Annotated in this window: 9 protein-coding genes; all 9 read left to right on the plus strand. The window is 56.9% G+C overall.

The window, feature by feature from the left end:
- The first annotated feature begins 223 nt into the window (after positions 1 to 223).
- The 9 genes from ACZCWR_RS25035 to ACZCWR_RS25075 all read left to right on the plus strand — a co-directional run bounded on the left by ACZCWR_RS25035 (position 224) and on the right by ACZCWR_RS25075 (position 11,993).
- The gene (locus ACZCWR_RS25035) at positions 224 to 904 is read left to right on the plus strand and encodes a GntR family transcriptional regulator (RefSeq protein WP_487305733.1); all 681 of its coding nucleotides are present in this window, start codon (positions 224 to 226) and stop codon (positions 902 to 904) included.
- Between the two features lie 780 nt (positions 905 to 1,684).
- Positions 1,685 to 2,860, plus strand: coding sequence for a Gfo/Idh/MocA family protein (locus tag ACZCWR_RS25040; RefSeq protein ID WP_487305734.1), 1,176 nt, complete (start codon positions 1,685 to 1,687; stop codon positions 2,858 to 2,860).
- A gap of 75 nt (positions 2,861 to 2,935) precedes the next feature.
- A complete protein-coding gene (locus tag ACZCWR_RS25045) occupies positions 2,936 to 4,264 on the plus strand; it encodes a Rieske 2Fe-2S domain-containing protein (RefSeq protein WP_487305735.1) in 1,329 nt (442 codons plus the stop codon).
- 98 nt (positions 4,265 to 4,362) lie between these two features.
- A complete protein-coding gene (locus tag ACZCWR_RS25050) occupies positions 4,363 to 5,388 on the plus strand; it encodes a PDR/VanB family oxidoreductase (protein ID WP_487305736.1) in 1,026 nt (341 codons plus the stop codon).
- A 786-nt stretch (positions 5,389 to 6,174) separates the two neighbouring features.
- On the plus strand, positions 6,175 to 6,681 hold the full coding sequence (locus tag ACZCWR_RS25055; protein ID WP_487305737.1) for a MarR family winged helix-turn-helix transcriptional regulator: 507 nt from the start codon (positions 6,175 to 6,177) through the stop codon (positions 6,679 to 6,681).
- Positions 6,682 to 6,903: 222 nt separating this feature from the next.
- Entirely contained in the window at positions 6,904 to 8,235 is a 1,332-nt protein-coding gene (locus ACZCWR_RS25060; protein WP_487305738.1) for an MFS transporter, read from the plus strand.
- A 130-nt stretch (positions 8,236 to 8,365) separates the two neighbouring features.
- Positions 8,366 to 9,286: an NAD(P)-binding domain-containing protein gene (locus tag ACZCWR_RS25065; RefSeq protein ID WP_487305739.1), complete on the plus strand. Its 921-nt coding sequence runs from the start codon at positions 8,366 to 8,368 to the stop codon at positions 9,284 to 9,286.
- Positions 9,283 to 10,728 carry an NAD-dependent succinate-semialdehyde dehydrogenase gene (locus tag ACZCWR_RS25070; RefSeq protein WP_487305740.1) on the plus strand — a complete coding sequence of 482 codons (1,446 nt, stop codon included), beginning with the start codon at positions 9,283 to 9,285 and terminating at the stop codon, positions 10,726 to 10,728. The genes ACZCWR_RS25065 and ACZCWR_RS25070 overlap by 4 nt, the downstream gene beginning before the upstream one ends.
- A 20-nt stretch (positions 10,729 to 10,748) precedes the next feature.
- Positions 10,749 to 11,993: a CaiB/BaiF CoA transferase family protein gene (locus ACZCWR_RS25075; RefSeq protein ID WP_487305741.1), complete on the plus strand. Its 1,245-nt coding sequence runs from the start codon at positions 10,749 to 10,751 to the stop codon at positions 11,991 to 11,993.
- Positions 11,994 to 12,000 lie beyond the last annotated feature (7 nt).

The raw sequence follows: 12,000 nt of genomic DNA on the forward strand, positions 1-12,000 counted from the left end.
CAAGACAATAATTGCGTCAATAAGAAATTACGATGGGGTCGAAAAAGTTATGAGCCAGTTGGAGCTTCGACGCCCACTTCGGGGGCACGTAGACGTCGGTAGCAGGATTTAACGCCGGTCAGATATACTTCATGGGCACGGCAGATACCTGTGGGCCGGCGCGCAGTCACACAAATCGAGGATTGGAATGGCAACGCATACTCACGAAGGAGCAGCTAGCAACATGATCGAGGTGCCCCAGGAAGGCGTCTACGAAGCGCTTTTTCGCGAGATCGTTACCGGTCAACTCCCAGGTGGGCAGCGGCTAATGATCGACGACATCGCGGAACGCTTCGGTGTGAGTAAGATTCCGGTGCGCGAGGCTTTGAAAGCGCTCGAAGCGAAAGGCTGGGTTGAATCCGCTCCACGACGGGGCACCTACGTGCGTGCATTGTCGCTAAGCGAGCTGCACGAGTTGTTCGAGCTGCGCATGATTATCGAGCCGGAGACCACTGCGCTCGCAGCGCATCGTCGGCGAGCTGTGCATCTTCAGCAGCTCGCGGCGCTAATTGAGGAAGCCGAGGCCGCGCTGAAGATCAATGACTTCGTCACGAGCTCTCGGGTGAATCTTGAATTTCATTCGCTGATCGCGAGAGCTGCAGGTAATGAGCGCGCCTACGACGTGATTCACGATCTTGAACTACGCCTTGCTCGTTACTTCTTTGAGTCGGAGTGGAACGAGCGCTCAGATACAGCCCACGAGCATCTCGCGATTTACGAGGCGATCCGCGACCAGCGCGCCGAGGATGCGGCATCAATCACGCGAAATCACCTACGACATACTGAGGCCATGGCGGCGCGCTCCATACGAGAGGGCAAATCGAATCTTTTCGATGACACGCTTTCTCGCTCCCGAAGCAGATGAGATTGATCCCGGCCCGGGTCAGCTCACGTTCGACCGGTCTAATCCAGCAGCGTCGCAAGCACCGCGGGCATAAGGCGTATCGGACGACGTCAACCGCCCCGCAAACGTCAGATCTCCTGTCGCTCGCAACGATATCGGATAGCCGGCGTAGCGGACGTCCACTCCCCGCCCCCCGAGCGACGACGTTGCGTTTGCAGTGCACTATATCGTCGGAACTGTTTGCTCTGGAAGCCTTCCTAACTTCCTCGCTCTGTACACTTTCTGATCTGCTCTGAGTCGGTAACTTGCGGCGGGGCTGCGCCGCCACGGCACACCTTCCGGCCGCTGCTGGACTCACCTCCGGCAGTCTTTAGCGCCAACGCGTCATCGGTTGCCACTGAGCAGGTGAATCCCTACCTGCTTTCAAGGCGTCCGCCACGCACGCCGCCAAGTCTTTTTAACTCTCCCAACACCCCAACCGCCTTCTTCACGTCGCCCTATGGGCGGCTATAGCGACCGCGTGCTGCTGTACTGCCAGCTCGGACCACCCGCGCACTTCGGCGCTGTATCGCCCCCCTCGTCGCCGGCAGGCAGTTTGTTCCGGACCCTCTGCACAGTCAGGGTCGCAGATTTCTATTGACGATCTGTTCTGATTTAGTATCCTTGCTATCTGATACGTATACTTGGCGGCCTGAATAGCTACCGAGCCACATCGAAAACACCGATAGAAGTCGCGCGGCTGCACACCTAGGCGCCGAGGCGGATGTTCTTATCGAGATCGCGCCTTGGAGCAGTGAAGTAATGAACAGATTGCGTTTCGGCATTTGCGGACTGGGCTTCGCCGGGTCCGTCCTCATGGCACCGCCCATGAAGCAACACCCAAACGCGGCCATCGTCGCCGCATGCGATCCTAACCCTGAGATTCGGGCGGCGTTCGGCAGGGATTACGCTGTGCCGACCTACGAGCGTCTGGACGAGATGCTGGATCACACGGAGATTGACGCTGTATATATCGCCTCGCCGCATCAATACCACTGCGAACAAGTAGTGCTTGCCGCCAACCGTGGCAAGCACATCATCGTGGAAAAACCTCTTACGCTGAGCGACGAGGAGGCACGCCAGATGGTCGAAGCGGCCAGCCGCAATCGTGTTCATGTTGTGGTGGGTACATCCCGCAGCCATGACCCTATTGTCAGGACGATGCGAGAGATCATCTCCAGCGGTGAGCTCGGCAGGCTGGCGATGGTCAATGCGTGGAACTATACCGACTACCTTTATCGGCCCCGCCGTCCTGAAGAGCTGGACACGTCTAAGGGCGGAGGCATCCTATTCAGCCAGTTGCCGCATCAGCTCGATGTAATCAAAACGATTGCGGATGCCAGTGTTGTCTCGGTGCGCGCGGGTTCGGGAGGTCTCGATCCACGACGTCCGACCGAGGGGCATTGCGCGGCCTTCGTGACCCTATCCAACGGTATTTTCGCTACGCTCGCTTACAGCGGTTACGACCATTTCGACAGCGATGAACTTCAGTTCTGGATCGCAGAGAGCGGGCGCGAGAAGCGTCCTGCTCACGGAAACGCACGGAAGCTTCTCACCGAAATCCCGGCCGGAGAAGAGGCCGCCTTCAAGACTGCGCGCCTCGGTTACGGCGGCCCGGTGGCCAAGGCGTACGCGGCCACCCAGTTTGAACGCAAGCAACCGCACTTCGGGATATTCATCGCGACCTGCGAACGCGGTGATCTCCGGCCAAGCCCCGACGGGGTTCTCATTTACGGCGATGACGGTCCCCGAACGGTGCCTGCTCACGTCGGGAAGGGCGCCTACGGTCAAGGCGACACCATCGACGAACTTTATGCCGCAGTCACGGGCGGCGCTCCGACATTACGTGACGCAGCGTTCGGCCGCAACACCGTACTCGCCTGTTTGGCGATCCTCGAATCCTCGAAGACGGGACGGGAAGTAGCCGTAACCGCCTAGAACGACCCAGACCGCAAATACTCACCCATAAACCACGACCCGACCAGGCGTCGCAAAGTATTAGGAAGAACAATCATGACTGAACGCGAAGATCCATATCGCATCCTGACTGCCGTCGGCCCGGGTACGCCAATGGGCAACCTGTTCCGCCGCTTCTGGCTGCCCGCTCTCCTGAGTGAGGAGTTGCCGGCGGCCGACTGCCCGCCCGCGCGCATCAGGCTACTATGCGAGGACCTCGTCGCATTTCGCGACAGCAATGGCAAGATCGGCATCGTTGACGCTTATTGTCCGCATCGGCGCGCGCCGCTGTTCTTCGGCCGCAATGAGGAATGTGGTCTCCGCTGCGTCTATCACGGGTGGAAATTTGACGTAAACGGCGAGTGCGTCGACATTCCGAACATTGTCCCGCCGGACAATTTCATCGCGCTGAAGCAGAAGGCCAGCATCAAGAGCTATCCGACGCGCGAGAGCGGTGGCATCGTCTGGGTCTACATGGGACCGAAGGAGCTGATGCCCGAGTTGCCGGGCATGGAATGGGTCGGTCTCGGCGACGACCAAGTGAAGTGTTCCCGTTGGCTCCATCAGAGCAACTGGCTTCAAGCCGCAGAAGGCGAAATTGATACCTCCCATATCAGCTTTCTCCACAGCCGGGTCAACGTCGGGAAGGATTCACCGGATTGGCAGCGTCTCGCTCAGGACGGTGCTCCTCAGATAACGGTGCGCGAAACGGACTACGGCTTCGTCTACGGCTCCCGCCGAAACTTCGACGGCCAGTATTTCTGGCGCGTCACTCAATGGATGCTGCCGATGTGGAGCGCCGTGCCACGCTCGATCGATGACCCGGTACTTGCCGGGCGCGCGTGGGTGCCTATCGACGACTATACGACGACGGGATTCGGCTATATCTACACGCCCGATCGACCGCTGTCCGCAAAGGAGCATGACGAAGTCGCCGCTGGAGAGCGCTTCCCTCCCCGCTCGAAGAAAGGAATCTTCAGGCTTCCGCACGGCTATGTCATCGATACATATCTGCCAGACGCAAACATTGACAATGACTTCCTCATCGATCGCGGTTTGCAAGCTACGACCAGTTTCACTGGCATTCTCGGCGTCAACGAGCAGGACCGAGCACTGCAAGAATCGATGTTGAGCATTCCAGGGCAAGTCGGAATCGTCGACCGTTCGGCAGAACGTTTGGTCAAATCCGACCTACCCATCATGTCGGCTCGGCGCATGCTAACAAAGCTCGCCCGAGACCTGATGCAAGGTATCGAGCCTAAGGCCGCGTCCAGCGCGAATCAGTACGGAGTCCGCGGCGTCGCGAAGTTGTCGCCGATCGCAGACTTTGACGAGTTCATGCATGTTCACGGTCAATCCCTGCGGCCCGTTGAACCGTCGCTGTAAGCGATCCGTCCTTATTGGCGAGCCGGCGGCCCAGCTGCTAGAACCATGAGCAGCGCCCCGCGGCTCGCATACGAACCACCGCCATTTGTGTACCGACCATGCAGCATTCCATCGACGCGCCCGAAAACGCCGTATTAAGCAACATTCAGGATCCGACCTCGAACGGTGGACAGACCCCGTCTCACCTCGAGGCCCGACTCCACTCGATTACGCAGGAAGCAGAGGACATTTTCATTTTTGATATACGTCCCTCCCGCGGGCAAGTGTTCCCCGCTGCCGAGCCGGGCGCGCACATCGATCTGCACCTCGCAAACGGGTTGAGCCGCAGTTACTCCCTGATCAACACTCAGCGCGATCATGGCCGCTATCTGATTGCGGTAAAACACGAAATATCGGGACGCGGCGGCTCGCGATTCATGCATACCGAACTGCGCGTCGGGCAGCACTTGACGATTGGTGCTCCGCGCAACAACTTCCGACTCAACGAGCAGGCTACTCACTCGATATTTTTTGCCGGCGGAATTGGTGTCACGCCGCTGTACAGCATGGTCGAACGGCTTGAATCGCTCGGACGTTCATGGGAGTTGCACTACGCAGCAGCGGGACGGGCAAACGCCGCGTTCGTCGAGCGGCTTGAGGCCTTGCAACCAAGGACGCACTTTTATTTCAACGCCGATCGCTCTGCACGCCCGACACTCGACCTTTATCACGCGGTCCAGACTAGCCCCCCTGAAGCCGACTTCTATTGCTGCGGCCCAGCCGGCATGCTGCAAGACTTCGAGAAAGCTACTGCGTTGATCCCGTCGGCGCGCGTACACGCGGAATACTTTAGCGCGCAGGAGGCACCGGCTGTTGAGGGAGGGTTCGAGGTGGTCCTCCATCGTTCCGGCCAGTGTGTGAATATCGAGCCGGGTGAGACCATCCTTGATGCGCTTATCAAGCGCGGCATCGACGTGCCATATTCCTGTATGGAGGGCGTATGCGGGAGCTGTCAGGTCGGAGTCCTCGAAGGCATTCCAGACCATCGCGATCTCATTCTGAGCAAAGATGAGCGCGAAGCCAACGACAAGATGCTGATATGCTGCTCAGGCGCCAAGACCGAGCGAATCGTTCTCGACCTGTAGCCAAGCCTGCGTCCAGTCGTCGGCCATACGATTCAACCGACCACGATGAACCATGCGACCTCTCGGCTGAACAAGCAGATGCGCTTGCGTCTGTTGCTACCGGCGACGCCGAGAGAACAACATAATCAGAAACCCTGGCAGCCAAGAGATCGCGTTCGCACCATGACGCTAACCTCGGCTTTGGCAACCTGATGAGCCTTTGCGCTCGCTTCATGGCGAAGACCTCTGCAGTTGGCGTGCAAGCGGCAGCGGTCTGCGAAATTTTGCATGCATAGGCAAGCTTGAGCCCGAGTCGGCTCTGTCTTCTGCGCGGCGCGCCTCTTGTCGCTCTTTGCCAAGGCTCCTTACGGAACAGTTTGCGCTGCCATCTTGGCGCGCTTGGCCGTTTGAAGCAAGCAATGCGCTGCGCCTCCCCTCAGCAAATCGCGCTCGACTCTTTCCACGGGTGCCCGCCGCTGCCCCGCTCCCCGACACGTAGTCCGGCGCAGCTGCCGCAGGTTAGCAGACCGTTAGGACGGTTACGGCATCGCCAAGTCAGACAGGCCGCACTGACTTATGTGAAGTCACGCTGTTGACAGTGCCTCGATCACCCGCATCGCCTCGGTTCCTCCTGGTACACAGCCAGTTGCTTCGTTACAGCGTAGGCGTGAACTCTCGATGCAGCGAGGCAAAGTGATCAAACCCGGAACCTCTCTACAGCGGCTCGACGTCGATAGGCAGGACACCCGCAGCAGCGGCCGGTCGCCGTGCTAGCATCTAGCCGTCCCTAAAAAAGTTGGTGATGTCATGCAAAAACCGCGAACCAATGCACCGTCGCACGAGAGCGATCTTCGCAATCTCATATCCTTTCGGCTGCGACAACTGACGAACCTTTATACGAAAGGATCCTCTAGCGTTTACGAGAGGTCCTTCGACCTAACACTCAACGAGTGGAGATGCATAGCGCTGTTACAGAACCAGGCGGGTTTATCACTCAACCGTCTTGCAGAGCATGCGCAGTTCGATCGGGGTCTAACCAGTCGCACAATCACCGCCTTGGAACAGCGGGGATACGTAAGTCGTCAGCAAGACAGCACAGACGGTCGCGGCATCGTGTTGACGCTTACCGCCGAAGGACGAAAGCTCGTTACGAAAGTTTTCCCCGTCGCTGAACAGCTAAATGAGCGCTTACTCTCCGTTCTGACCAGATCTGAGCGTGAGATGCTCCCGCAGATCCTTGACAAACTCACGCACCAAGCGAGAGTTATGCTCGATCAGGAGCGCGAAAACGCCAGCGACAGTGGTAATGAATGAATTTGCCATGCTCGATTAGTTGACTTTGAATCATATCTGCTCTATTCTGGAACTGACCGGGTGCCCGGGCGACCATGTCCCGCGTACCTCGGGGTCGGGTTTCTCACGCCTCCCGAACCGGCTGCGCCGCGATACTTCATCTGACGACTAGGCTCCCTATCCTCACATGTCGTGCCTTCAACGCTGCCGTCAGGTCACGTCGACAAAAACAGCGAGGAGACGATGCAGATAGATGCTCAGTTGGAGGCAACGAACACGCAGGCCCGCAGCGCTGCAATCACCGCATACAGAAAGGTTTTTCTTCGTTTGCTGCCGTTACTTTTCGTGTGTTATGTGGTGAACTTCATCGATCGTAGCAATATCGCAATGGCCAAGTTGCAGTTCAAAGATCAGCTTGGCTTCAGCGAAGCGACGTACGGCTTGGGCGCGGGATTGTTCTATGTCGGTTACTTGTTTTTTGAAGTTCCGAGCAACCTGCTACTGGCGAGGATCGGCGCGAGAGCGACTTTCACGCGCATTATGATTCTTTGGGGCCTCGTTAGCGCTGCAACGATGTTCATCCGGACGCCAACGGAATACTACATTCTGCGCGTAGTATTGGGCGCCGCCGAAGCCGGTTTCATACCCGGCACGCTGCTCTATCTCAGCTACTGGTTTCCGAAGAGTCATCGGGCACGAATGAACGGAGTTTTCTTCGTGGCGGTCCCGGTTGCAGCAATCATCGGTAATCCCGCTGCCGGGGCAATCATACAGTTCGCCGACGGCTGGCTCGGCTTTCATGGCTGGCAATGGCTGTTTGTGATTGAAGGCCTTCCTGCAGTGTTCCTGGGCATCGTCGCCTATTTCTACTTGGACAATCGGCCAAGCGACGCAAAGTGGCTGTCTCCGACCGAGCAGCAGCAAATCCTGACTGATTTAGCCCTTGAGGAGTCCGGCAAGGCGGCCCGTTCGGAAGCCAGTCGATTTGGGGTATTGAAAGACCCGCGCACCTACCTTATCAGCTACGTGCTATTCAGCAGCTTTACATTGGCCACCGTCATATCGTTCTGGACCCCAACGATCATTTATAGCTCCGGTGTAAAGACCTTTCTGAATGTTGGCTTACTGGCGGCTGTCCCTCCTATCGTAGGCGTGGTGTGCCTTCTCATCGCGGGGTGGCATTCTGACAGACGAAATGAGCGCCGCTGGCATGTCGCGATACCATTAATGATCGCCGCACTGGGCTTGGCACTGCTGCCCTCCGCCATCAATACGCCAATGTTTGCACTCGGGACTTTGATACTTGTAATTGCTGGGCATTATTCAACCTTGCCTGTCATATGGTCCATACCTTCCGACTATGTCTCGAATCGACAAGCAGCTGCGGGCATCGCACTTATGAGTTGCCTAGGAGCAACTGGGGGGGCCGTCGCGCCAATCGCATTAGGCTGGATCAACAAAGTCACGGGCAGCTTAGAAGTTGGTTTGCTCATCTCTGCTGGCGTGGTTTTTTCTGGGGCAATTACCCTAATTCTTGGTGTGCCGAAGCATTCGACGGCGGACCTTAGCGAGTAAGCCGTAGCGAATTCTTCATATCGCGACTTACACATGGATCGACGGGATTCATCTTTTTTAGTACTACGACTTTCATGAAGACATGCACGCGCCGCACGTCTATGTAGATTGTCACTTCGAGGTGTGAAAAATGGGACAGGTAGTGGGTTTCGTCGGGTTGGGCACGATGGGTCTTCCCATGGCGCTGAACCTCTTGAAGGCTGGTTATTCGGTTAATGGCTACGACCGCAATGAGGCGGCACTTGCGTCTTTTGCAGAGAAAGGCGGAGTGATCAAACACTCGGCGAGTGAACTTGAGGCCGATGTTGTCATCACGATGTTGCCGACCGGCGCACACGTTGCAGAAGCAGTTATCGGACCGCAGGGAGTGCTCGAGTCCGACGTTTTGCCGTCGATTGTCGTAAACATGTCATCCATTCTGCCTGCAGAAACAGAAAGCATCGCCGAGAGCGTCATCGGGTCGGGACTTTCGTTCGTCGATGCACCCGTAGGACGTTCATTTGCCCACGCGTGGAAAGGCACATTGCTGATCATGGCCGGTGGCTCCGAAAACGACATTACGAAGGTTCAGCCTATTTTTGACGTACTTGGCGATAAGACAGTGCACTGTGGACCTATCGGCGCCGGCTCGCGGATGAAACTGGTTAATAACTATGTCTCGATGGCGTTGAACGCCCTGACTGCTGAGGGTATCTTGTTAGCCGAAGCCAGCGGACTCGACGTCAAGACGGCGCTCGACGTAATGCGCGGAACTAGTGCTGGAGCCGGGCATATGACGGCTACCTACCCCACACGTGTGCTTCGAGGCAATTTGAAGCCAGGGTTCTCGGTTCAACTCGCTCATAAGGATTTGAAACTGGCCTTGAAGATGGCCAAGGCAATCAACGTCCCTTTGGATATAGGTGTCGCTGCTGAAACCATCTATGCCGCGGCCGAAGAAGCCGGTCATGCGGCGAGCGATTTCACCGCTTTGTACCTAGTGCTCAGGGACCAAGCAGGCCTAGCTCCATATCAGCCGCTCCTCGCGGAAACTGAAGAGGTCCCACAATGAAAATTTTCGATAACTTGGCACTTTACATTAACGGCGAATGGCGCGAACTGGGCAGCCGATCCTATGAGCGCGTACTTGATCCAAGTACGGGCAAAGTGCTTGGTCTGTTGCCACATGCGACTGTCGAAGACGTCGAGGACGCGCTAGAAGCTGCGCGCGACTCGTTTGAAGCATGGAAGAACACACCTGCCCTGCAGCGCAGCCGCATCATCCTGGACGCGGTTGCCCTAATAAGATCCCGAAGCGCCACTATCGCGCAAGCGCTCACCGCCGAACAAGGAAAGCCCTTGCTCGAAGCCAAAGCGGAAGTGGAACGCGCGGCCGATATGATCGAGTTCTGCGCCCAGGAAGCGCGCAGAGTGTATGGTCGACTGATACCGGCCCGCGAGCAAGGTGTGCAGCAGACCGTAATCAAAGAACCCGTCGGACCGGTCGCAGGACTTACGCCTTGGAACTTCCCTGCGATTTCGCCGGCGCGGAAAATTGGAGGCGCACTTGCAGCTGGCTGTTCACTGGTCTTGAAACCGTCAGAAGAGGTGCCTGCGACAGCAACCGCTTTGGTGCAAGCGTTCCATGACGCCGGATTGCCCAAAGGCGTTCTCAATCTCGTATTCGGCTCTCCCGGTGACATCGCTAAGCAGCTTATCGAGTCACCGGTAATTCGGAAAATCGCCTTTACTGGCTCCGTTCCGGTCGGTAAAACACTGGCCCGGCTTGCAGCCGACAACATGAAGGGTGCGGTGATGGAGCTCGGCGGTCACGCACCTGTGATCATCTGCGACGATGTGGATCCGGCAGCTGCTGCGGAAGCTTGTGTCAAAGCGAAGTTTCGTAACGCGGGCCAAATTTGCATCTCTCCGACCCGCTTCTATGCAAGTCGCAAAGTCTATGACGCGTTCAGTCGGGCATTCGCCGAGAAAACGGCTGCCATTCGCGTGGGCGACGCGCGGGATCCGGAAACGCAGATGGGTCCTCTGCTCAATGCCCGTCGGCTTGCAGCCATTGAGGGACTTGTCTCTCAAGCGGTGGGCACTGGAGGACGCGTATTGGCCGGGGGGCGACGGATTGATCTACCAGGATTTTTCTATGCTCCGACTGCAATCGAAGGCGCCGGTGCCGAAGCTCAATTAACCTATGAAGAGCCGTTCGGTCCTGTCGCTCTTCTCGAACCATTCGATAGCCTGGATGAGGCGATCACGAAGGCCAACAGCCTTCCATTCGGATTGTCCGCTTATGCATTTACTCGTGATGCTGCGACTGCTGAAACACTTGGCAGGAGACTCGAGGCGGGAGTCATCGGCATCAATCGATTCGGAGTGTCTGAACCAGAGACGCCGTTCGGGGGAGTGAAAGACAGCGGATACGGGCGAGAGGGAGGCCTCGAAGGTATGGACTCTTACCTCACAACTAAATTCGTGGCCCACAGTTTCGCGGTTCGCTGATTGGTTATCGAGAATCTCTAATGAAAGCATCAGAAGGTGGAAAACAGAGCGGGCGTCGCACGCCCCTGCAAGGAATCAAAATCGTCGACTTAACGTCGGCAGTGGTAGGTCCCTACGCGACCCAGATCCTGGCAGATTACGGCGCCGAAGTCGTTAAGGTGGAAGAGAAGTCCGGCGACATCATTCGATGGATCTCCGGTCGCTCCCCCAAACCCGGCATGTCAGGAAAATTCCTGCACATGAACAGAAACAAGAGAAGTGTCTCGTTCAATCTCAAGACCCCCGGCGGTAGAGAAGCACTGGAGCGCCTCGTTGCCGACGCAGACGTCTTCGTCCATAACATGCGATCTCGTGCCATAGAACGGCTCGGCCTAACCTTTGAAAAGATCTCAAAGATCAACCAGCGCATTGTTTATTGCGAGATTGTCGGCTTTGGGAAGAAAGGGCGCTATTCGGACCGCCCGGCATATGATTCGATCCTTCAGGGTGGCACCGGGCTAGCGAGTCTGCTGTCGGTCCAAGCCGGTGAGCCGCGCTATGTACCATACGTCGTAGTCGACCGTACGGCGGGCATAATGGTGTCGAGCGCGATCCTCGCCGCTTTGTTTTCCCGAGAACGAGAGCCAGGTGCAATCGAGGTTTCAGTGCCGATGTTCGAAAGTTATGTTTCGCTAATCCTAAGCGAGCACATGTATGGCAGAACGTTTGAACCGAATTGCGGTCCCGCTGGTGATCAACGCTTGCTCGATCTAAACGCGAAGCCGGTTAGGACGAAGGATGGGCATATCTGCATCACGACAAATACTGATGCGCAGGTGCTAGCGCTTTTCGACGCCTTCGGCCGACCAGACTTGAAGTTCGACGAGCGCTTCAATAAGGCGGCCAATCGAATCGAACACATCTCGGAATTCTTTAGCATCCGCGCCGCAGAGATCGCAAAGCAAACTACGGCGCATTGGACTGAGGTATTGGACCGCGCAGATATCCCCGTAATGCCGTGTCATTCGATAGACTCCCTGCTCGACGACGAGCATCTTCGAGATGTGGGCCTGTTGGAACAAGTGAAGCATCCTAGCCTAGGCTCCGTTTGGAATATAAAGCCGCCAATCGATGTGACTGGTCTAGATCCTACACTTCGATCTCATGCTCCGCACGTTGGTCAGCACACCCGCGAGGTGTTGCAAGAGCTTGGCTACAACAAGAATGAGATCGAAACGTTGATCGAAACAGGGAACGCCTTCGCCGAATCGCCGCAATGTGCGTAGTGGAACA

This window comes from Caballeronia sp. A2-2 (genome assembly GCF_057612605.2).

Excerpts from the sequence above, each read along its gene's own strand:
- ACZCWR_RS25035 (WP_487305733.1), top strand. The coding sequence starts at position 224 with ATGATCGAGGTGCCCCAGGAAGGCGTCTACGAAGCGCTTTTTCGCGAG.
- ACZCWR_RS25040 (WP_487305734.1), top strand. The coding sequence starts at position 1,685 with ATGAACAGATTGCGTTTCGGCATTTGCGGACTGGGCTTCGCCGGGTCC.
- ACZCWR_RS25045 (WP_487305735.1), top strand. The coding sequence starts at position 2,936 with ATGACTGAACGCGAAGATCCATATCGCATCCTGACTGCCGTCGGCCCG.
- ACZCWR_RS25050 (WP_487305736.1), top strand. The coding sequence starts at position 4,363 with ATGCAGCATTCCATCGACGCGCCCGAAAACGCCGTATTAAGCAACATT.
- ACZCWR_RS25055 (WP_487305737.1), top strand. The coding sequence starts at position 6,175 with ATGCAAAAACCGCGAACCAATGCACCGTCGCACGAGAGCGATCTTCGC.
- ACZCWR_RS25060 (WP_487305738.1), top strand. The coding sequence starts at position 6,904 with ATGCAGATAGATGCTCAGTTGGAGGCAACGAACACGCAGGCCCGCAGC.
- ACZCWR_RS25065 (WP_487305739.1), top strand. The coding sequence starts at position 8,366 with ATGGGACAGGTAGTGGGTTTCGTCGGGTTGGGCACGATGGGTCTTCCC.
- ACZCWR_RS25070 (WP_487305740.1), top strand. The coding sequence starts at position 9,283 with ATGAAAATTTTCGATAACTTGGCACTTTACATTAACGGCGAATGGCGC.
- ACZCWR_RS25075 (WP_487305741.1), top strand. The coding sequence starts at position 10,749 with ATGAAAGCATCAGAAGGTGGAAAACAGAGCGGGCGTCGCACGCCCCTG.